Raw genomic sequence first — 20,273 nt, forward strand, 5'->3', positions numbered from 1 at the left:
GGGCTGTGGGGAGCGAGATGGACAACGCTGGACAGGGCGGGCAGCCCGTGGAGCCGTACGTCCCGACGAACATGCGGGCCGCGGGGGCCGACGGCGTGCCGTCGGCGCGCCCGAACATCAGCGCGCTGCTGAAGCAGCTGGAGAGCGACCAGGCCGTCATCGCGGCCCCCGCCCAGCCCGAGGGCTTCGCGCTCGCCCCCGCCGTCGACGAGCGTCCGCGGCACTCCTCCGCTCCCGCCGCTGCCCACGTCCCGGTGCAGGCCGCGCCGGTCGAGCCCGTGGCGGCCCAGCTGGCGCCCGCGGTGGACGAGTACGAGGTCTCCCCGCTCGTGACGAGCGGCGGCGAGGACCTCGACGTGCCCGTCCGCGTCAACGACGTCCTCATCAGCGCCCTCGAGATGGGCGCGTCCGACGTCCACCTGACCTCCGGAGCCCACCCCACCGTGCGTCTGTCCGGTGAGATGACGGCGATGGACGAGTACCCGAAGATGACCTCGAAGAAGCTGCAGGAGGCGGTCTACGCCATCCTCACGCAGAAGCAGCGGGAGGTCTTCGAGTCCAACCTGGAACTCGACTTCGCCTACCAGGTGCCCGGGCACTCCCGGTTCCGCGTGAACGTCTACCGCCAGCGCGAGTCCGTGGGTGTCGCCTTCCGGCGCATCCCCTTCGAGATCAAGCCCCTCGAGGACCTCGGCGTCCCGCCCGTCGTCGGGTCGTTCGCCGGCCTGCAGCGCGGTTTCGTCCTCGTGACCGGGCCGACCGGATCGGGGAAGTCGACGACGCTCGCCTCGATCGTCGACCTCGCGAACCGGACCCGCAAGGACCACATCATGACGGTCGAGGACCCCATCGAGTTCCTCCACCGCCACAAGAGCTGCATCGTCAACCAGCGCGAGGTGGGGGAGGACACCAAGTCCTTCGCCAACGCCCTCAAGCACGTGCTGCGCCAGGACCCCGACATCATCCTCGTCGGCGAGATGCGCGACCTCGAGACCATCTCGGTCGCCCTCACCGCCGCCGAGACCGGTCACCTGGTCTTCGGCACGCTGCACACCTCGAGCGCCGCGTCGACCATCGACCGCGTCATCGACGTGTTCCCGCCGCACCAGCAGACCCAGATCCGCACCCAGCTCGCCGGGGCCATCCAGGGCGTCGTCTGCCAGACCCTGTGCAAGCGCGCCGACGGCCGCGGCCGCGTCGTCGCCACCGAGGTCATGGTCGCCACCCCCGCCATCCGGAACCTCATCCGCGAGGGCAAGACCCACCAGATCGGCTCGGCCATGCAGGCCGGTGCGCAGTTCGGCATGCACACGCTCGACCAGCACCTGGCCGAACTCGTGCGCACCCGTCAGATCACGTTCGAACACGGCCTGGAGAAGTGCTCCGCCGCCGACGAGTTCCGTCGCCTGACCGGGCGCTGAGGAAGGACGAGACATGGCCACGATGACCAAGGCGCCGGCGCGGACGGGGCAGAAGACGTTCGACTACTCGGTGCGTGACCGCTCCGGCAAGCTCATCACGGGGCAACTCGAGGCGTCGGACGTGCAGGCGGTCGTCAGCCGCCTGAAGAGCCAGGGCATGGCCCCGGTGTCGGTGAAGGAGTCCAGCGCCGGCAAGGGCATGCAGATGGAGATCAGCCTGCCCGGCGGAAACCGGGTCAAGCTGAAGGACCTCGCCCTGATGTCGCGGCAGTTCGCCACCATGGTGAGCTCGGGACTGACTCTGCTGAAGGCGCTGTCGATCCTGGCCGACCAGACCGAGAGCACGAAGCTCGCGGCCGTTCTCCAGGAGTGCCGCGCGGACGTGGAGTCCGGGACCGCCCTGTCGACGACCTTCGCCAAGCACCGGGACGTCTTCCCACCGCTCATGATCAACATGGTGCGCGCCGGCGAGGTCGGCGGATTCCTCGACCAGGTCCTCCTTCAGTTGGCGGAGAACTTCGAGAGCGAGGTCGCGCTGCGGGCCAAGGTGAAGTCCGCGATGACCTACCCCGTCGTGGTGTTCGTCATCGCCATCATCGCGGTCGTGGCGATGCTGTTGTTCGTCGTGCCCGTCTTCGCCAAGATGTTCTCGGACATGGGTGGTGTCCTGCCGCTTCCGACGCAGATCCTTGTGTGGATGTCCCACGGGATGACGTATGCCGCGCCGGTGGGTGTCGTCCTGGTGATCCTCTTCCCGGTCCTGTGGAAGAAGGTCAAGGACCGCCGCAAGGTGCGCGAGTTCGTCGATCCCCTCAAGCTCAAGGTGCCGGTCTTCGGGATGCTTGCCCAGAAGATCGCCTTGTCCCGGTTCACCCGCAACCTCGGCACGATGCTCAAGTCCGGGGTACCGATCCTGCAGTCGTTGGAGATCGTCGGTGATGCGAGCGGCAACGTCGTCATCGAACGGGCGGCCAAGGACGTCATGGAGAGCGTCCGGTCCGGCCGGCCCCTGGCTGCACCCCTCGCGGAGCACGCCGTCTTCCCGGCCATGGTGGTGCAGATGATGAGCGTCGGTGAGGACACCGGTGCGCTCGACGCCATGCTGTACAAGATCTCTGAGTTCTACGACCAGGAGGTCGAGGCGACGACCGAGGCTCTGACAAGCCTCATCGAGCCCATCATGATCGCCTTCCTGGGGGGCATCGTCGGCGCGATGATCGTGGCCATGTACCTGCCCATCTTCAAGGTCATGGACCTCGTCCAGGGCTGACCACGACCCCTTCCCGACGGCCCGTGAGCTCCGTGCTCACGGGCCGTCGTCGTTCCCCCGCAAAGGCATTCACCCAGTCGTGTGATCGGGCGTCCGGTCGCTCAAGGTCTCGCGGGCCTGGCCGATGACATAGGTACAAGAGCCGATGCGCACCCGCGAGCGGCTCCGGAACTCACTGAAGGGGAGCATTCGAATGCTCGCTCGCATCCGCAAGGCCATGGACGAGAAGGACCAGGGCTTCACCCTGATCGAGCTGCTCGTCGTCATGATCATCATCGGGATCCTGGCCGCGATCGCCATCCCGACGTTCCTGAACCAGCGCAACAAGGGCTACGACACGCAGGCGAAGAGCGACATCCGCGCCGCCCAGACGGAGATCGAGACCGCGTTCACCGACACCCAGGCTTACCCGGCCACCGGCAAGGTCACCTACACTGGTACCGGCGCCAAGCCGGCGGACGCAATCTGGATCAAGAAGTCCGCGAGCACGGACGGGGACATCGTCTACAAGCTGACTGGCAGCGACTACTGCGCTGCGGTCAAGTCCAAGTCGGGGTCCTTCTTCAAGGTGACCAACACCGACTCCGGTGTTGTCAAGGTCGACCAGGCCACCAACCCCTGCGCCTGACGACAGGCCAGTCAAGCGGCGCCCGGGAAACCGGGCGCCGTTTGATGTTTCCGGAGGAGGAGACGTGTTTTCTCGCGAGGACAGTGCGGACTCGGAAGGGTTCACGCTCATCGAGCTGCTCGTCGTCATGATCATCATCGGAGTACTGGCAGCGATTGCGGTGCCCACATTCCTCGCCCAACGGACAAAAGCGTTCGACTCACAGGCCCGCGCCGACGTCCGGGCAGCCCAGAACGAGATTGAGACCTACCGCGCGGGCTCGCAAACGCTCCCGGACTCGGTGACGTGGGCGACATCCTCTCCGGCGGGAGCAACAACCGTCACCGTCAAGCGGTCCAAGGACGTCCCGGCCGACGCGTCTTCCCTGCTCTACCTGTCCAGCGGTGACTCCTACTGCGTCTCCGTGCACTCGCGCTCCGGCAACTGGCTCGCCATCGCGAGCGACCGGGCTGGGGTCAACGTCCAGACCGCAGCCTGCAGTTCGGCGACGGGCTGAGGTTGACCCGAACGAGGGCTAGCGTGACTGCCCGCTCAAGGCGCGCACGGGGCTTTCCGATCACCAATGCACGACCCACGCGCAGCTGCACGGCGGCGCGTCCCACCTCGACACCCAGGAGTCGACCATGCCGCGTCTGCGCCCCGCGGACGACCGCGACGCCGGCTTCTCGCTCGTCGAGGTCGTCGTCGCTCTACTCCTCCTCTCGCTCGTCGCGGCCAGCAGCGCGGCCTTCTTCCTGCGCAGCTCCATCGCGTCCAGCGAGCAGCAGCGCAACCAGGCCGCCTCGGCTCTCGCGACGCAGGCTATGGAGACGGCACGGTCCGTGCGACCCGCGTACCTGGTGCAGGGCCGGAACACGGCGCTGGTCCAGGCCCAGTGGACCGCCTCAAGCAGCCCGCAGAAGTCGGACACGTTCCCGACTTCTGACGCCGCCGCGAATGCATCCGCGACGCCGATGCTGCCGATGACCACTTCGACGACCGTGTCGGGCGAGACCTACTCCGTCTCGACGTTGGTCGGGGTCTGCTTCCGCCTCCGCGCCGTGAGCTCGGACACGTGCACCAAGGCCGGTGCCGGGAACGCCAACACGACCCCGTCGGGCTACGTGAGGATGTACCGCGTCATGGTGGACGTGTCCTGGTCCACCGGCAACGCGAACCGCTGCAGCAGTGGGACGTGCACGTTCCGGACCTCGAGCCTGGTGGACCCCACCGCCGAACTGCGCTGGAGTGTGACGCCGGCGCCGGTCATTGAGCCCAGCACTCAGGGGACGACCGCGCAGACGACCTCGTCTGCCATCACGCTGGACACGCTCGTCAACGCCGGCAACACGGACCAGAACTCCCGTCTGGTGGTCAGCTCCGTGAACGACGGAGGAGGCGTCTTCAAGATCGATGGCGTCCCCTACAGCTCCCCCACTAAGGTCGTGGGCAGCACGCTGACCTTCACACCGCCTCTCAACACGGTGGGGACGTACAGCGTGCGCTGGTTCGTGCGCAACGCAGACGGGCAGGCGTCCAAGACGGTCGCCATCACCATTCCCGTCGCCCCGGTCGCGAGCGCGGACTCGATCACCGTCTCCAGGACCCTCTTGGCCGGCACCACCATCGATCCGTTGGCCAACGACAAGCCGAACTCGGGCACGTCCGTCCTGGTGACCACGCCCGTGCGCACAGGAGGGTCTTGCGTGTTGACGCGCATCGGCACTAGCAACAAGTTCTCCGTCTCGACCCCGAAGGTCACGGACAGCTGCAGTTTCACGTACACGGTGCAGGGCGCCGGAACGAACAGTGCCCTCGTCACGACCGCGACCGCCCTCACGATCAACGTGATCGCGTGAGCGCGATAGCGCGCCGGCTGCGCGACGACCAGGGCATCACTCTGGTCGAGACGCTCGTGGCGATGATGATCTTCACGGCGTGCTTCGCGGTGTTCATCAGCGGTCTCATGGTCATGGTGCGGGACACCTCGCGCACCCAGAACGTGACGGATGCGGCGAACCAGATGCGCAAGGCCTTCAGCACCATGGACACGCAGGCGCGGTACGCGGAGTCCGTCAACCAACCCGGCGTCGTCGGCACCTCCTGGTACGTCGAGTTCAGAGATCCGGTGGTCAACGCCGAAAACCCTGAGTGCACGCAGTGGCGCTACGACGTCAGTGCCGGCACTTTGTCCACGCGGAGCTGGGACTCCACCGTCGTCGTGGCCACCCCCTGGACCGTCCTCGCTCGGGGACTGTCCACCGACCCGGGGTTGCTCACCGACAGCACCCGCCAGCCGTTCACGACAACCTTCGCTGCCTACTCCCAGGCGGACAACGCCGATCAGACGAGGCAGCGGATCACCGTGCGGCTGTCGTCCCCCCGACCGGTGGGCGACGGATCGTCGCGGACCACTGCGGAGCAGCTCACGACGACCTTCACGGCCCTCAACAGCGACACCGACTCCGACAGCAACAAGGGGTCCGCGGTGTGCGCACCCACCACCAGCAGGACAGGAGCATGACGATGCGGATCATCGTGCGCGCCGCGCGCCGTCGCTTCGCGACGTCGCAGGCGCACTCCGAGGAGGGGGCGGCACTGCTCCTGGTCATGACCTCGATCCTCGTCACGACTGCCCTGAGCATCCTCATCCTCGGCCTCGTCATGAGCCAGATGCTGCCAACGCAGTTCCAGGCGAAGCGGGTCCAGACGATCGCCACTGCCCAGGCCGGCATCGACGCGGCGACGTCACAGATCCGGACGGCGATCGGCTCGACGAACAACGGGACGTCCTTCGGTGGCAAGAACCTCCTGCCCTGTCACCTCGCCGGGTCGTCGAACGGTCAGACCTACGACGTCACCATCACGTACTACGACAGCGATCCGACGGAACTGCCGGTCGCCGAGCAGGCGGTCCACAGCATCTCCTGCACACCCGGGTCGGGAACGCAGTTCGTACCCTCGCACGCCCTCCTGCTCTCCAAGGCTGTCGGCGCTTCGATCCGCGGTACGACGCTGGGGAACCGCTCCCTCCAGAGCATCTACTCCTTCGAGCTGGACAACGGCAACATCCCGGGTGGTCTCATGTGGACCGCGCCCGCCAAGTCGTACTGCCTGAAGGCGGACTCTGCCACGGCTGGGGCCCAGGTGAAGTACATCTCCGCCGCGGACTGCGTCTTCAACGACCCACTCCAGATGTTCGTCTACAACACCGACTACACGCTGGTCCTCGCAAGCACGCTGAAGACGACGCCCCTGTGCATCCAGGGCAGCACCACGGGCAATGTGACCGTCGCTCTGCAGGTCTGCAACGGTGGGACGCCCTCCCAGTTGTGGAGCTACGAAGGTGGCGCGCACTTCCGCGGTCAGAACAGCGGCAACACGAACTACGGCAGCTACTGCTTGAGTGCCGGGTCCAACATGAGCAACCTCGTCGGCAAGCCGTTGATGAACACGACGCAGTGTCCGGGGGACTCGGAGTGGGGGTCGTTCGCTCCCGACCCGTCCGTCGGCGCCGGGGCGGCCAGCTACAACACCAAGCAGATCGTGAACTACTACGAGTTCGGTCGATGCATGGACGTCACCAACGAGACCATCAGCTACAACCTGATGATCGTCTACCCGTGCAAGCAGGACCCCTCAGGGGGGACGAAGTTGAAGTGGAACCACAAGTGGTACTACCAGGAGAAGCTGACCAGTCCTCAGACGATCACCGTGCTCGTCAACAACGACACGTCTCAGACGTACTGCTTGACCGCGGCCTCTGCATCCACTCCTGACACCTCGGCGTACGTCACGTTCAAGGCCTGCTCCGGTGCGGCCAACCAGCAGTTCGTGCGCGCGTACAAGACGCCCGACTACTCGGACAGCTACACCTTCACCGACTTCTCCGGGCGGTGCCTGGCGATCGGGCCCAAGTGGAACAACGGCAACTACTCGACGATCGTGTCCGCGACGTGCAACGGTGGCTCGGCACAGAAGTGGAATGCGCCTCAGCTCATCAGTGACCCGGGTGTGAGCGGGACGCGGGAGATCGTGGGGTCGACCCCGTGAGCATCGTCGTCGGTGGGTGTGCCCTGTTGGGTCTCCTCATCGGGTCGTTCCTCAACGTCGTGGTCCACCGGGTTCCGCTCGGTCAGTCGGTCGTCCGGCCGGCGAGCTCGTGCCCGGGGTGCGGAGCTGCCATCCGGCGGCGTGACAACGTCCCCGTGCTGTCGTGGCTGCTGCTTCGAGGTCGGTGCCGAGACTGTCGGACTCGCATCAATGTCCGCTACCCCCTCGTGGAGCTGCTCACCGGCGCGCTCTTCGCGGCCGTCGCGGCACTGGTCGGCCCGACGTGGGCGCTGCCCGCCTACCTCTACCTGGCGGCGGTCGCCGTCGCTCTGGCCCTCATCGACCTCGACGTGCGCCGACTCCCCGACGTCATCGTGCTGCCGTCCTACGGCGTGGCGCTAGCGCTGCTGGCGATGGCCAGCGCTGGGACCGGCGACTGGTGGGCGTTCCTGCGGGCTCTCATCGGGGGTGCGTCGCTGTTCGCCTTCTACGTCCTCATCGTGGTCGTCAAACCCGGCGGAATGGGCTTGGGCGACGTCAAGCTGGCCGGCGTGCTCGGTCTGTACCTGGCCTGGTGGGGCTGGGACGCCCTCGCCGTGGGGGCGTTCCTGGCCTTCCTGATCGGCGGTCTGGTGGCCATCCCCCTCGTGCTCTTCGGTGGCGCCGGTCGGCGTTCCAAGATGCCTTTCGGGCCGGCCATGTTGGCGGGGGCCTTGGTGGCCCTGTTCGTCGCCGAACCCGTCGTCACCTGGTACACGGGCCTGTTCGGGCTCGGCCAGGCCTGAAACGACCAGCAATACCCCGCGCAGAGGGTCTCAAGGGCCCTTTCGCGACACCCGATAGATCACCTGAGGTTCCCCGACGGAACCCGACTGAACCCACGAAGGAGGCGTCGTGCCCGCTAGGAACGCGGTCGGTCTCGACATCGGTACCTCGAGCGTGCGCGCCGCTGAGCTGTCCTACGGACGCGACGGCATCACGCTCGAGAAGTTCGGGCAGGTCGCCCTCCCCCCGGGCGCCGTGGTGGACGGCGAGGTCGTCGACCGCGACGCCGTCCGCACCGCCCTGAAGTCCCTCTGGAAGGGCAGCGGCTTCACGGCCAAGCGCGTCGCCCTCGGGGTCGCGAACCAGCGGGTCGTCGTCCGGCAGATCGACCTGCCGTGGATGACCCGTTCCGAGCTCAAGGAGTCGCTGGCCCTGCAGGTCCAGGACTACCTCCCCATGGCGGTGGAGGACTCGGTGCTGGACTTCCACGTCACCGAGGAGCTCAACGGACCCGAGGGCCGGCAGCTGCGCGGACTCCTCGTCGCCGCAGCACGCGAAACGGTCATGTCGAACGTGGCGGCTGTCCAGGACGCCGATCTGCGTGTGACCTCGGTCGACCTGACGTCCTTCGCGGTGCTGCGCAGCGCAGGTCGCCAGCACAGCGAGGTCGCCACGGAGGCCCTCCTCGACATCGGATCGCGCGTCTCCAACCTCGTCATCCACTCCGGAGGGACCCCGCGGTTCGTCCGCATCCTCCTGTCCGGCGGGCAGGACGTCACGGACGCCGTCGCCGAGCGGCTGGGTGTTCCCGCAGCCTTGGCGGAGGCCATCAAGCGGGGGACGGCCGGTGACCTCAACCCCCAGGAGGCGGAACTCGCCGCCTCCGCGGTGCAGTTGATGACCGAAGTCTTCGTCGACGAGATCCGCAGCTCGCTGGACTACTACGGCGCGTCCAACGCGCAGTTCCCGGTCGAGCGCATCCTCCTGTCCGGTGGCGGGTCCCTCCTGCCTGGTCTGGCCTCGCACCTGGAGCAGGTCACCCGTCGCTCCGTCCACGTCGCCGACGTCCTCGGCGGTGTCCGCGTCGGCCGCACCGGTCTCGACGACGACCAGCTCGCCGCGATCCACCCGCTGGCGGCCGTGCCCGTCGGCCTGGCCCTCGGAGTCATCTCATGAGCCTGCAGATGCAGACCACGGGCACGCAGTTCAGCGTGGCCCGCGTCAACCTGCTGCCGGCGGAAGTCGACGCCGCACGTGGCGGCCGCACGCTGAAGGTGGGACTGGCCGCCGGGCTCGCGGTCGTCGGTGCCTTCATCGCGGCCGGGTGCGTCGTGACCGCCGGGCACGTGACCCAGGCGCAGGACGCTCTGGACGCAGAACAGGCCAAGACCACGCAGCTCCAGCGTGCGCAGGCGGCCTACGCGGAGGTGCCCGAGGTCCTCGGGCAGCTCCGGACAGCGCAGGCGGTCGACGCCGTCGTGTCGGGTTCGGGTCTGGACAGCTACGCGCTCCTCGACCGCGTCGCGGCGACGACCCCGGACGGGGTCCAGTTCACGAGCATCGCCCTGAAGTCGCAGGCAACGGCCTCCACCACGACTGCCGCCGGCGCGACGGCCGCGGCAACAGCGGCTGCGGGGGCCGACCCCCTGGCGGTGTCCGGTCGAGGAACCCTCTCGGTCACGGGGCAGACGACGGACCAGGCGCTCGTCGTCGCGTGGATGAGCCAGACGGACGCGACAGACGAGTTCGCCGACGTCCGCCTCGCCAGTTCGACGCTCGACCCCACCACCAAGCTGATCACCTTCACCGCCACCGCAACCGTGACCGTGGACGAGACCACGGCGGCCGCTTCCACCGGAGGTGCCACCTCATGAGCACGCCCGTCTCGGACACCCGTCCGCGCACCGCACTCTGGATCGGTGGCGCCGGTGCCCTCGCGCTCCTGGCCATCATCGCCAGTTATTTCCTGTTCATCGGGCCGCAGCGAGCGCAGGCGTCCGACCTCGCGACCGAACGCGTCGCGGCACAGGAGAAGAACGCTCAGATCGTCGCGGAGACCGACCGTCTGAAGACGCAGTTCGCCACGCTCGGAGAGCGCAAGGCCGAGCTCGCCGCACTGCTGGCCAAGTTCCCGGCCGAAGCGGACGTGCCCGCGCTGATGACCCAGCTCTCCGCCTACAGCAGCGCGTCCGGGGTCACCATCACCGAGCTGACGACGGGCACGCCCGCCCTTCACGCCGGCACGTCCGGCGCGGAGCAGGCCTCGGGCCTGACGATCGTCGACGTCCCGGTCACGCTGACGATCGCCGGCTCCTTCAGCGGCACCGAGCTCTTCCTCAAGAACGTGCAAGCCGACATGCAGCGCTACTTCACGGTGACCTCGGTCACCGCCACGACCGGCTCCGAGATCGCCGGCGGCTCCGTGAGCACGCAGGTCGAGGGCGTCGTCTACGTCGTGCGCGATCCCGCGGCGACGACCACCACCGCGTCGACCGGAGGGACCACCTCGTGAGCGGCCTGTTCTCGTCCGGACCCGACGACCAGGGGGAGACCCTCCCGGCCTTCGACGACACCGAGACCCCGCGCGGGTCCAAGCGGGCCCTCCTGGCGGGAGTGGCCGCGCTGGCCGTGCTCGCGGGCGGGGGTGGAGGCCTCTTCTGGCTGGCTGGGAGCCCGGTCGCCGACGCGTCGGCCGTGACGCAGCCGAGGGGATCCGCGGCTGCGGACACGCCCTCGCCGACGTCCGGGGAGGCCACGTCGCCGTCCATCGCGCTGAGCGGTCGGGAGATCGTGGCCGCCCCTGCCGACGACAGCGGCGTCTCCGCCGAGGACCCGACCGCTGCCCCGACGTCGGCGGCCTCTTCGTCCACCACCACCACCACGACCTCGTCGTCGGCAGCGCCGAGCGCCCGTCCGGCGACGGGGAGCGGTGGGCGGACCCAGGTGACCCCAGCCCCGGCTCAGACCACGAAGCCGACGACCAAGCCGGTGCCGGCGCCGTCCACGGCCGCCCCGTGGCAGCCCGGTCAGGCCCGCTTCGAAGAGATCCCGGAGGGCAGCACCGACGGGACCGGGCGGTTCACGCTGGCCGTGGACAGCCGCAACCCCGTGACCGGCACCCTGGCTGCCGGGGGGCGTGTCCCCTCCACGTCCACCGTGTACCAGCCGCACGGCACGACGAGTCGTCGGGACATGACCGAGGCAGAGAAGGCGGCGTGCCAGGACCAGGTGCGCACGGCGGCGACCAGTGAGGCCGCCGCAGCCGTCAACCGGGCGTCCGACAACTGCACCACGACCGTGGCGTACGTCTGGCGGTCCGTGTTCGTCCCCTCCAGCCAGGCCGCTCTGGCCGCGAAGGGGCAGGAACGCACGGGGTGGCTCGTCGCGGCCGGTACGACCCTCCCGGACGCCGTCATGGGCAAGGTCACCGGAACCGTCCGTCTTCTTGCTCAGCGCGACAAGCTGTTCCTCGTGCAGGTCAACCGCGACCAGGCCGTCTGGATCGCGGCGGGGGCTGCAGTGCCGGGCACCCCGCTCGTCCTCACCGGCGTCGGTCTCTCGGAGATCGAACGTGGCGATGTGGCGGTCTTCACCAACGGCGGAACCAAGTACTTCACAGCTGTCGGCGGCGGCGAAGACGTCGGCGTCTCCTTCTGACACCAGTCCCTCGACACGTCCTCCGGAGTTCACCATGATTCGCAAGCCCCGCGCCGCCGCGTTGCGCGCAGCGGCCGTGCTCGCCCTCGCCGGCCTCGTCGGCGGCGCGGTGGCGACGTCGGCCGGAGCCTCGCCCATCTCCTTCGCCGGTTCCTTCGGGACCGACCGCTACATGACGTCCGCGTTCGCGGACGGCGATCCGACGGCGACGGCCTACCTCGTGTCCGGGGAGTCCTTCCCCGACGGCCTCGCCGCCGGCGCGGTCGCCGGGCAGACCGCTGGGAACGTCTACCTCACGCAGCGGAACGTCATCCCGGCCTCGGTGCGCGAACGCCTCGTCTACGCCACGAAGATCGTCGTCGTGGGTGGTGAGAACGCAGTCGGTCCGGATGTCGTGACCTGGTTGCAGCAGAACACTCGCGCATCGCTGTCCCGCGTCAGCGGTCCGGACCGCTACGACACGGCCGCGGCCCTGTCCGCGAGTTCCTTCGCCACGCCGGCCGCCGGTTCCGCGGGCGTCGCCAACGTCCTGGTGGCGACCGGCTCGGACTGGCCGGACGCGCTGTCCGGCAGCGCCGCCGCGGCACAGGCGAAGTCGCCGCTGCTGCTCGTGCCGGGTACCTCGATCCCGGCCTCCGTGGTCGCGGAGCTCCAGCGCCTCAAGCCGGCGGCGATCACCGTCGTCGGCGGCTCCGGGCGCGTCTCCGACGGGGTCCTGCAGCAACTCAAGTCCTTCACGCCTGGCCCGGTCACCCGCGTCGCCGGCGGCGACCGCTACGACACGGCGGTCAAGCTCAGCGCCAGCTTCTTCCCGACCGCCGAGCACGTGATCGTGTCCTCCGGTGACACCTTCGCCGACGCGCTGGCGGCAGGCGCGCGGGCCGGTCGCGCCGAGGGCCCCCTCCTGCTGGTCGGACGCACGTGTGTCACCGAGGGGACCAACCTCGAGATCGAGCGTCTGCAGCGCAACGTCCCCGAGGACGACGCCGTGCTGGAGTCCTTCGGCGGGCCGGACCGCATCGACGCAGAAGCCCTCAAGCGCACGAATTGCCAGCCGGCTGGAACTGCGGCCAAGACCTACCTCGATTCGCTCCCGTACGTCGAGGGAAGCGCGCGCACCCGCGGCGACCACGCCACCATCGGGGGACACTTCTTCCCGCGCTCCACGGCGTTCGACACCGACCCGCGGAACTCGGACTACGCCAGCTGGACGCTCGGTGGGAAGTACGGGCGCTTCACCGCCACGGTGGGCGTCGCCGACGGAAACGCCAGCGGCCTCGCGTCCACCATCCAGGTGTTCGGGGACGAGAAGCTTCTCGCGACCGCACCCGTCACGGCGGGACAGCCGGCGAACCTGTCGGTGGACGTCCGCGGAGTCACCCGTCTGAAGCTCGTCACGACCACGCCCAACGCGGCGAAGGCCCCCGTCGACCCGGCAGCGAACCTCCTGTACTTCGGGGACGGCGCCGTCAGCTGACCCACCCACGACGATGGCCCGCACCCCCCACCCGGGGGTGCGGGCCGTCGTCGTCCCCGGCCCTAGGATCGAGGCGCCCCCCGCCCCCGTCCCTCCAGGAGTCCGAACGTGATCGTCCTCGTCGGCTTCATGGGCGCGGGCAAGACCACCGTCGGCCGGCTGCTGGCCGACCGCCTCGGCCTCCCGTTCGTCGACACCGACCTGGTGATCGAGGACCGCGAGCGCCGGACCATCCCGCAGATCTTCGAGGCCGACGGCGAGAGCGCCTTCCGCGACGTCGAGCAGGCCGTCGTCGCCGACGTCCTGTCCGGGCCCGAGGCCGTCGTCTCGCTCGGTGGGGGCGCGTGCGGCCGCGAGGGGACCCGCGAGGTGCTGCGCGACCACACGGTCGTCCACCTCGACGTCTCGTTCGAGCAGGCGAAGCGGCGCACGGCGGGGGACACGTACCGGCCGATGCTGCGCCGGCCGGACCTCGCCGACCTGCACGCCACCCGCCGCGAGGTGTTCCGGTCCCTCGCCGACGTCGACGTCGCCACGGACGGCCGCCGCGCCGAGGTCATCGCGCTCGAGGTCCTGGACGGCGTGACCGGCCAGGAGGGTGTGCTCGTGGCGCCTCCGGGCGGGACGTACCGCGTCCAGGTCCGGCGCGGTCTGCTGGCCGAGGCCGGGGCCCACCTGCCTCCGGCCCGCTCGACGTTCGTGGTCGCCCGAGCGGACGACCCCGCCCTGGAGTCGTTGCGCGGCAGCCTGTCCGGAACCGTCCACGTCGTGGAACTGCCCGCCGGGCCGGTCAAGACACTCGCCGCCTACGAGCAGTTGGCGCTGCAGGCCGCCGACGCCGCCTTGCACCCCGACGACCTCGTGCTGGCGGTGGGAGACGAGGGCGTCGTCGACGTCGCGGGGTTCCTGGCCGCCACCTACAACCGGGGGACCCGCTGGGCCGTCGTCCCGCGTTCGCTGGAGGCCCTGGTCGACTCCTCCGTCGGTGGGAAGGTCGCCCTCGACCTGCCGCAGGCCCGCAACCTCCTGGGCGCGGTGCACCAGCCGGTGGCTGTGCTGAGCGACCCGGACGGCGTCACGCCCGCGACGGACCCGCGCTTCGGGGCCGGAGTCGCCGAGGCGGTCAAGACGGCCCTCGTCGCCGACCCCTCCGACCTGGGCCTGCTGCTCGAGCAAGCTCCGTTGGTCCTGGCCGGCGACGTCGAGGCGGTGGCGGCCCTCGTCCGTCGCGCGGTCGCGACGAAGGCGCGGATCGTCACGGCGGACGAGCGCGAAGCGGCAGGCCGGCTGCACCTCAACTACGGCCACACGTTCTCGCACGCCTTCGAACAGCTCGGCGTGGACCGGGACGCGCTCCCGCTGGGTCTCATGGCCGCGGCGCACCTGGCCCGGCGCCTCGGGTTCCTCGACGACGCCGGCGTCGCGCTGCACCGCACCGCCCTCCACGCGTTCGGCCTGCCGACAGCGCACCGGTTCGACCTGGCCGACCTGAAGCCGTTGTGGTTGCGGGACAAGAAGTTCAAGGACGGTGTCCGGTTCGTGCTGCTGCACGCCCCGGGCCGGCCCGAGGCGGGAGTTCCCGCCACCGACGACGCACTCACCGGTGCGCTCGACGACCTCGCGGAGGACAGATGACCAGCACCGACACCGTCCGTATCACCGTCGAGGGAGACACCCCCTACGACGTCCTCATCGGCCGCGGCCTCCTCGGGGAACTGCGGGACCTGCTCGGCCCCAAGGTCGCCAAGGTCCTCGTCGTCCACCCGCGGGCCCTGCGCTCGACGGGTGAGGCCGTCCGCGACGACCTCGTCTCCCAGGGGCTCGAGGCCGTGCTCGCCGAGGTGCCGGACGGGGAGGAGGCCAAGTCGGCCGAGGTGGCCGCGTTCTGCTGGACGGTCCTGGGGCAGTCGGACTTCACACGCAGCGACGCCGTCGTCGGCGTCGGCGGGGGCGCGGTGACCGACCTCGCGGGTTTCGTCGCCGCCACCTGGCTACGGGGTGTCCGCGTCGTGCAGGTGCCGACGACGCTGCTGGCCATGGTCGACGCGGCCGTGGGCGGCAAGACGGGGATCAACACGGCCGAGGGGAAGAACCTCGTCGGTTCGTTCCACCCGCCGGCCGGCGTCCTGTGCGACCTCGACGCCCTCGACACCCTGCCGCCGCACGACCTGCGCGCGGGTCTGGCCGAGGTCGTGAAGTGCGGGTTCATCGCCGACCCGCGCATCCTCGAGCTCGTCGAGCAGGACGTCGCGGCGGCCACCGACCCGCACTCGCCCGTCCTGGCCGAGCTCGTCGAGCGTGCGGTGCGGGTGAAGGCGCGGGTCGTCTCGGAGGACCTCAAGGAGTCCGACCTGCGGGAGATCCTCAACTACGGCCACACGTTCGCCCACGCCGTGGAACTCGTCGAGCGCTACCAGTGGCGGCACGGTGCGGCCGTCAGCGTCGGGCTCGTCTACGTGGCCGAACTGGCCCGGATGGCCGGTCGCCTGTCGGCCGCGGACGCCGACCGGCACCGTTCGGTCCTGCAGTCGCTCGGTCTGCCGACGACCTACCGGGGTGACCGGTGGCCGCAGCTGCTGGACGCGATGAAGCGGGACAAGAAGTCGCGCGGCTCCCTGCTGCGGTTCGTCGTGCTCGACGGGATCGGGCGTCCCTCGCGGCTCGAGGGGCCCGACCCGGCGATGCTGCAGGCGGCCTACGCGGAGGTCAGCGCCGACTGACCGCCCGTGGTCACGCGCACGGCGTGCTGCTCTGCCCACCCGCGGGGGTGAACCACACCTGCGGGCCGACGACGGGGGCACCGCGCAGGCAGAACGTCTTGTCGTCCGCGCTGACGACCTGCACGTCGTCGACGCCGGACGACAGGGAGAGGGCGCTGAGGTCCACGGTGTAGCGGCCGTAGAGCTGCCGGTACTGCCCCTGAGCGGCGGCGACGTCGGAGACGTCCTCCGTGACGCGTCCCTCGGCCCAGTCGACGGCCTTCGCGTGGACGGTCGGGTACGCCTGCCAGCCGCCGAGGCCCAGGGCGGCCAGGACGCCCAGGGCGACGAGGCGACCGGCGCCGGAGCGGCGGCGGCGGCTCGTGACCACCGACTGGCTCGAACCGGAGCGGCGGGAGTGGGACGCGTACTGGGCGGCCGTCTGTCCACCGGGGTTGTAGACCGGCGCGCGCGACCGGCTCACGGTGAACGGGTCCATGGGGGCCGGCGACGTGCGGGGTCGCGGTCCCGGGGAGGCGGGTGCGGCCGTCGGCACCGGAACGGCGGGTGCGGCGTCGGGGGTCACGTCCGGAGCGGTCGGCCCGACCGCGGGGGCGGTGGCCTCGGCGTCCTCTGGGTTGTGCGGGACGGCTTCGCGGACGTAGTCCAGTTGCTCGCCCGGCGTCCGCTTGTAACGGCGACGTTCCAGGTGGCGCGGTGCCCGTGCGGGGGCCTCGACGTCCTGCGGCTCTGCGGTCATGGTGCCCTCCTCTCCTGATCTCCCATCGGTTGCGGACGGCACTGCCTCGAGGTGTCCGGCCGAGCCCTCACCCGTTCGGTCGTCCCGGGACGCTCAGCCGCACGGGTGGGTGCTCCAGGAGTCGTCCGACGAGTAGAACAACGCGGTGCGCGTCGACTCGTCGTACGCCCCGGCGCAGAAGGCGTCGGCGCCCGCGCTGACGATGGCGACGTCCGTGCGCGCCGTGGGCACCGCGAGGTCGTGCAGGGACGTCGAGTAGGTGCCGTGCTCGTCCTTCCACGCGGCCTGTGCCGTCGCGACCCGCTGCAGGTCGGCGTGCAGGTCCTGCGCGGCACTGGAACGGCGGCCGTCGACGACGATGGGCAGGGCGACGGCGACGGCCAGTCCGAGGGCCGTCACGCCCCCCACGGCCACGACGACGGCCCGGCGGGGTCCCTGAGGGGTCGGCGCGGTGCGACTCACAGCGGGCCCCTCTCCTCGGACGACTGACGAAGGTGTCCACGAGTGATCGGGCGCACCGCGGCGTGCGCTGAGCCGCCCCGGCGGGGTCCACTCGTGTGCGCGGTGGGGCTCCTCCGTCCGGCGCAACGACGGCCGGGGCGCGGTGAGCGGACCGTGACGGGCACCCCGTCCGGTCGCCACGCCTGTGCGCGGGGACCGCTGTGCGGCCTCGGTAGGATGCCCCAGGCCCACCCGCGCCCGGACCCGGGCAGCGGGAGTGAAGACTGAGAGACGGACTGAGAGACGACGTGGCATCGACGAACGACCTGAAGAACGGCACCGTGCTGAACCTCGACGGCAACCTCTGGTCGGTGGTCGAGTTCCAGCACGTGAAGCCCGGCAAGGGCGGTGCCTTCGTCCGGACGAAGCTCAAGAACGTCCTGTCCGGCAAGGTCGTCGACCGCACCTTCAACGCGGGCAGCAAGGTCGACACCGCGACGGTCGACAAGCGCGACATGCAGTACCTGTACAAGGACGGCGAGGACTTCGTCTTCATGGACTCCGCCACCTACGACCAGCTGCACGTCAGCGCGGCGACCGTCGGTGACGCGGCCAACTACATGCTCGAGAGCACCGAGGCGATCGTCGCCACGCACGACGGCACCCCGCTCTACGTCGAGCTCCCGACCTCGGTCGTCCTCGAGATCACGTACACCGAGCCGGGCCTGCAGGGCGACCGCTCCACCGGTGGCACCAAGCCGGCGACCGTCGAGACCGGGTACGAGATCCAGGTCCCGTTGTTCCTCGAGACCGGCACGAAGGTCAAGGTCGACACCCGCACGGGCGACTACCTCGGCCGCGTCAACGACTGATGGCCGCTCGCCGCAAGGCGCGCAAGCGCGCGCTGGAGGTCCTCTTCGAGGCCGACCAGCGCCGCCTCGCCCCCCTCGACGTCCTGCGGGACAAGATCCAGCGGGCCGACCCGCCCGTCGGTGAGTACGCCGTCACCCTCGTCGAAGGGGTCGTCTCGCAGCAGGCCCGCATCGACGAGGTCCTCTCGACGTACTCGATGGGCTGGACCCTCGACCGGATGCCGGCCGTCGACCGCGCCCTCCTGCGCCTGGGCGTCTGGGAGATCCTGCACGCCCCCGACGTCCCCGACCACGTCGCGGTCAGCGAGGCCGTCGAGATCGCGCAGGAGTTGTCGACCGACGAGTCACCGAAGTTCGTCAACGGCCTGCTCGCGCGGATCGCGGAGCTGAAGGAGACGCTCTCCGCCTGACCCGCGAGCGCCACCCCTACGGGGTCGGTGGTGGGCTCGTTGCCTCCTCGAGGTCCTTGCGTTCGTCCTCGTTGCCTCCTCGAGGCCGATCATCGACTTCGGGGAGGCAACGAGGGCTCACCTCATCGACCGCTCAGCGGTCTCCAGGGTGGACGCGAGCTGCCGCAAGAACGCGCCCGGGTCCTCGAGGAAGTCGGCGGGCGCGATCGACAGGAGCAGTACTCCAGCGGCGGAGTAGCGGCGTTGCTTCGCCTGCGTCCGGCGGAGGTCCGCCGGGGTGGAGTGCCAGCGAACGCCATCGATCTCCAGCGCGACCCGGTGCCTGGGCCAGTACGCATCGGCCTCACCGATCAGTTCGCTCGCGATGACGACTGCCTCGTTCCACAGCGGTTGAGGAAGCCCGGAACCCACGATCAGCTCGCGGGCCTTCCCCTCCGCCGAGCTGCGGACCCCGGCCGAGACCTCCGTCAGCACTCGCCGTGCCGTCGCGCTGCGCTGGGTCGGGCCGTTGAACACCTCGTCGCGCAAGTGCGCCAGGCTGCAACGCCTCTGGTGGAGTGTGGCGCCGAAGATCTCCCGCACTCGATCGAGGTCAGCGCCGTGCCTGGCCGCGTCCGCCGCCGCCCGGGCCGGGTCGACGACGGGAAGGCCGCGTCGGTGGAGGACCCGAGGCTCCCGTTGGCTGCGCTCGATGGTCACGAAACCGGACGACAGTCGCTTCTGCGTCCAAGGGATGAGGACGAGCACCTGGTCGTCCACGGCGATGCGGTCACCGGTGATGCCGAGGAGGTCCAGCGCGTGCAGACCGCTGAGCGCTGCGCCTGCCCCTGCGTAGGCGAGGGCGGCTCGACGCAACTGACCCTGCGCGACGGGCCCGCGATGGCCCGCCACGACGCCTGGCAGCACGCTCTGCCACGGTCCTGCGTGAGCCCAGCGGGTGATCGTCCGCAGAGGCATCCCCACGGCTCTGAGCTCGGCGTGCGTCGCGATGCCGTCGTTGCGTCGAAGAAGGGCGTCGACGTCGGCTGCGTCGAAAGAACGTCGTCGGGGCATGGACCTGATGCTGTCCGCCGGCGCCGTTCCCGCTGCCGAGTGAGGAGCAGCCTGTGGACGAAACGGGGCGCTGAAGAGCTGTGGACACCGGTGTGACCCGTGCCGGGGGCGCCTCGTTGCCTCAACGAGGTCAGTCATCGTCCTCGGGGAGGCAGCGCGCGCAACGGATGTCCTCGGGGAGGCAGCGCGCGCACCGGATGTCCTCGGGGAGGCAACGCGCTGCCGAGGGCGGGGGAACGCAGAACGGCCCAGCCCACGAGGGGCCGGGCCGGTCGGGCGGTCGGAGGGTCAGCCGTGCTCGACGGCGCGGCGGGCGTCGGCGTTCAGCACGCCCCAGGCGATGAACTCGTCGCACAGCGTCGTCGCGGGGACGTCGTAGATGACGGCGAGGGTGCGCAGGTCGTCGGCGCGGATCGACAGGACCCGGCCGTTGTAGTCGCCGCGCTGGGACTGGATGGTCTTCGCGTAGCGGTCCAGGGGGCCGGCCTTCTCGGCGGGGACCTCCTGGAGGCGCTCGAGGTCGAGCACGAGCCGCGGCGGCGGCTCGGAGCTGCCCTGCGGGGCGCCTTCGGGGAGCAGGGCGGAGACGGGGACCCCGTAGAAGTCCGCCAGTTCAGCCAGTCGCTGGACGGTCACCGCACGGTCGCCGCGTTCGTAGGAGCCCACGACGACGGCCTTCCACCGTCCCTCGGACTTCTCTTCGACGCCGTGCAGGGACAGCCCCTGTTGGGTACGGATGGCGCGAAGACGCGATCCGAGTGCGCGGGAGTAGTCCGATGCCATACGAG

General features: G+C 70.0%; 21 protein-coding genes and 1 pseudogene. 18 read left to right on the top strand and 4 right to left on the bottom strand.

The window, feature by feature from the left end:
- The first annotated feature begins 17 nt into the window (after positions 1–17).
- The 16 genes and pseudogenes from AB1207_RS18115 (at position 18) to aroB (ending at position 15,970) form a co-directional block, all read left to right on the top strand.
- Positions 18–1,421 (top strand): type IV pilus twitching motility protein PilT, encoded by a 1,404-nt coding sequence (locus AB1207_RS18115; RefSeq protein ID WP_367639814.1) that lies wholly within the window; start codon positions 18–20, stop codon positions 1,419–1,421.
- A gap of 13 nt (positions 1,422–1,434) precedes the next feature.
- Entirely contained in the window at positions 1,435–2,691 is a 1,257-nt protein-coding gene (locus tag AB1207_RS18120; RefSeq protein ID WP_367639815.1) for a type II secretion system F family protein, read from the top strand.
- 193 nt (positions 2,692–2,884) lie between these two features.
- Positions 2,885–3,319: a type IV pilin protein gene (locus tag AB1207_RS18125; protein WP_367639940.1), complete on the top strand. Its 435-nt coding sequence runs from the start codon at positions 2,885–2,887 to the stop codon at positions 3,317–3,319.
- A gap of 64 nt (positions 3,320–3,383) precedes the next feature.
- Complete coding sequence (locus tag AB1207_RS18130; RefSeq protein ID WP_367639816.1) at positions 3,384–3,815, top strand: type II secretion system protein; 432 nt, start codon at positions 3,384–3,386, stop codon at positions 3,813–3,815.
- A gap of 127 nt (positions 3,816–3,942) precedes the next feature.
- A pseudogene (locus AB1207_RS18135) lies at positions 3,943–4,032 on the top strand (prepilin-type N-terminal cleavage/methylation domain-containing protein); the annotation flags it as partial.
- A 108-nt stretch (positions 4,033–4,140) separates the two neighbouring features.
- A complete protein-coding gene (locus AB1207_RS18140; RefSeq protein WP_367639954.1) occupies positions 4,141–5,157 on the top strand; it encodes a hypothetical protein in 1,017 nt (338 codons plus the stop codon).
- The gene (locus AB1207_RS18145; RefSeq protein WP_367639817.1) at positions 5,154–5,822 is read left to right on the top strand and encodes a PulJ/GspJ family protein; all 669 of its coding nucleotides are present in this window, start codon (positions 5,154–5,156) and stop codon (positions 5,820–5,822) included. Before AB1207_RS18140 ends, AB1207_RS18145 begins: the two co-directional genes overlap by 4 nt.
- Positions 5,819–7,351: an RICIN domain-containing protein gene (locus AB1207_RS18150; protein WP_367639818.1), complete on the top strand. Its 1,533-nt coding sequence runs from the start codon at positions 5,819–5,821 to the stop codon at positions 7,349–7,351. The genes AB1207_RS18145 and AB1207_RS18150 overlap by 4 nt, the downstream gene beginning before the upstream one ends.
- Complete coding sequence (locus AB1207_RS18155) at positions 7,348–8,136, top strand: prepilin peptidase (RefSeq protein ID WP_367639819.1); 789 nt, start codon at positions 7,348–7,350, stop codon at positions 8,134–8,136. Before AB1207_RS18150 ends, AB1207_RS18155 begins: the two co-directional genes overlap by 4 nt.
- Before the next feature lie 109 nt (positions 8,137–8,245).
- Entirely contained in the window at positions 8,246–9,292 is a 1,047-nt protein-coding gene (pilM, locus tag AB1207_RS18160; RefSeq protein WP_367639820.1) for a type IV pilus assembly protein PilM, read from the top strand.
- Positions 9,289–9,990 carry a PilN domain-containing protein gene (locus tag AB1207_RS18165; RefSeq protein WP_367639821.1) on the top strand — a complete coding sequence of 234 codons (702 nt, stop codon included), beginning with the start codon at positions 9,289–9,291 and terminating at the stop codon, positions 9,988–9,990. Before pilM ends, AB1207_RS18165 begins: the two co-directional genes overlap by 4 nt.
- The gene (locus AB1207_RS18170; RefSeq protein WP_367639822.1) at positions 9,987–10,628 is read left to right on the top strand and encodes a type 4a pilus biogenesis protein PilO; all 642 of its coding nucleotides are present in this window, start codon (positions 9,987–9,989) and stop codon (positions 10,626–10,628) included. Before AB1207_RS18165 ends, AB1207_RS18170 begins: the two co-directional genes overlap by 4 nt.
- Entirely contained in the window at positions 10,625–11,773 is a 1,149-nt protein-coding gene (locus AB1207_RS18175; protein ID WP_367639823.1) for a hypothetical protein, read from the top strand. Before AB1207_RS18170 ends, AB1207_RS18175 begins: the two co-directional genes overlap by 4 nt.
- 34 nt (positions 11,774–11,807) lie before the next feature.
- Entirely contained in the window at positions 11,808–13,250 is a 1,443-nt protein-coding gene (locus AB1207_RS18180; protein WP_367639824.1) for a cell wall-binding repeat-containing protein, read from the top strand.
- Positions 13,251–13,358: 108 nt separating this feature from the next.
- The gene (locus AB1207_RS18185; RefSeq protein WP_367639825.1) at positions 13,359–14,885 is read left to right on the top strand and encodes a shikimate kinase; all 1,527 of its coding nucleotides are present in this window, start codon (positions 13,359–13,361) and stop codon (positions 14,883–14,885) included.
- Positions 14,882–15,970, top strand: a complete 1,089-nt coding sequence (gene aroB, locus AB1207_RS18190; protein ID WP_367639826.1) for a 3-dehydroquinate synthase — start codon at positions 14,882–14,884, stop codon at positions 15,968–15,970. Before AB1207_RS18185 ends, aroB begins: the two co-directional genes overlap by 4 nt.
- 10 nt (positions 15,971–15,980) lie before the next feature.
- On the opposite strand, the gene AB1207_RS18195 is transcribed toward aroB, so the two are convergent.
- Both AB1207_RS18195 and AB1207_RS18200 read right to left on the bottom strand, forming a co-directional pair.
- The gene (locus tag AB1207_RS18195; protein WP_367639827.1) at positions 15,981–16,709 is read right to left on the bottom strand and encodes a hypothetical protein; all 729 of its coding nucleotides are present in this window, start codon (positions 16,707–16,709) and stop codon (positions 15,981–15,983) included.
- Between the two features lie 93 nt (positions 16,710–16,802).
- Positions 16,803–17,171, bottom strand: coding sequence for a hypothetical protein (locus AB1207_RS18200; RefSeq protein WP_367639828.1), 369 nt, complete (start codon positions 17,169–17,171; stop codon positions 16,803–16,805).
- 287 nt (positions 17,172–17,458) lie between these two features.
- On the opposite strand from AB1207_RS18200, the gene efp reads away from it, so the two are divergent.
- Positions 17,459–18,022: an elongation factor P gene (efp, locus tag AB1207_RS18205; protein WP_367639829.1), complete on the top strand. Its 564-nt coding sequence runs from the start codon at positions 17,459–17,461 to the stop codon at positions 18,020–18,022.
- Positions 18,022–18,432, top strand: coding sequence for a transcription antitermination factor NusB (gene nusB / locus AB1207_RS18210; RefSeq protein ID WP_367639830.1), 411 nt, complete (start codon positions 18,022–18,024; stop codon positions 18,430–18,432). Before efp ends, nusB begins: the two co-directional genes overlap by 1 nt.
- 117 nt (positions 18,433–18,549) lie before the next feature.
- Here the strand turns inward: nusB and AB1207_RS18215 are convergent, their stop codons facing one another.
- Together AB1207_RS18215 and bldD are read right to left on the bottom strand one after the other, a co-directional pair.
- Complete coding sequence (locus tag AB1207_RS18215; protein ID WP_367639831.1) at positions 18,550–19,485, bottom strand: hypothetical protein; 936 nt, start codon at positions 19,483–19,485, stop codon at positions 18,550–18,552.
- Positions 19,486–19,773: 288 nt separating this feature from the next.
- Positions 19,774–20,268, bottom strand: coding sequence for a transcriptional regulator BldD (bldD, locus tag AB1207_RS18220; RefSeq protein WP_106206055.1), 495 nt, complete (start codon positions 20,266–20,268; stop codon positions 19,774–19,776).
- Positions 20,269–20,273: the final 5 nt, after the last annotated feature.

It is taken from the genome of Kineococcus endophyticus, assembly GCF_040796495.1.
Lineage (GTDB): Bacteria > Actinomycetota > Actinomycetes > Actinomycetales > Kineococcaceae > Kineococcus > Kineococcus endophyticus.

What these genes read in the sequence shown, in the direction of transcription:
- AB1207_RS18195 (WP_367639827.1), bottom strand. Translation starts at nt 16,709, where the DNA reads ATGACCGCAGAGCCGCAGGACGTCGAGGCCCCCGCACGGGCACCGCGC.
- AB1207_RS18150 (WP_367639818.1), top strand. Translation starts at nt 5,819, where the DNA reads ATGACGATGCGGATCATCGTGCGCGCCGCGCGCCGTCGCTTCGCGACG.
- AB1207_RS18125 (WP_367639940.1), top strand. Translation starts at nt 2,885, where the DNA reads ATGCTCGCTCGCATCCGCAAGGCCATGGACGAGAAGGACCAGGGCTTC.
- AB1207_RS18170 (WP_367639822.1), top strand. Translation starts at nt 9,987, where the DNA reads ATGAGCACGCCCGTCTCGGACACCCGTCCGCGCACCGCACTCTGGATC.
- nusB (WP_367639830.1), top strand. Translation starts at nt 18,022, where the DNA reads ATGGCCGCTCGCCGCAAGGCGCGCAAGCGCGCGCTGGAGGTCCTCTTC.
- AB1207_RS18165 (WP_367639821.1), top strand. Translation starts at nt 9,289, where the DNA reads ATGAGCCTGCAGATGCAGACCACGGGCACGCAGTTCAGCGTGGCCCGC.
- aroB (WP_367639826.1), top strand. Translation starts at nt 14,882, where the DNA reads ATGACCAGCACCGACACCGTCCGTATCACCGTCGAGGGAGACACCCCC.
- bldD (WP_106206055.1), bottom strand. Translation starts at nt 20,268, where the DNA reads ATGGCATCGGACTACTCCCGCGCACTCGGATCGCGTCTTCGCGCCATC.
- AB1207_RS18180 (WP_367639824.1), top strand. Translation starts at nt 11,808, where the DNA reads ATGATTCGCAAGCCCCGCGCCGCCGCGTTGCGCGCAGCGGCCGTGCTC.
- AB1207_RS18115 (WP_367639814.1), top strand. Translation starts at nt 18, where the DNA reads ATGGACAACGCTGGACAGGGCGGGCAGCCCGTGGAGCCGTACGTCCCG.
- AB1207_RS18120 (WP_367639815.1), top strand. Translation starts at nt 1,435, where the DNA reads ATGGCCACGATGACCAAGGCGCCGGCGCGGACGGGGCAGAAGACGTTC.
- AB1207_RS18215 (WP_367639831.1), bottom strand. Translation starts at nt 19,485, where the DNA reads ATGCCCCGACGACGTTCTTTCGACGCAGCCGACGTCGACGCCCTTCTT.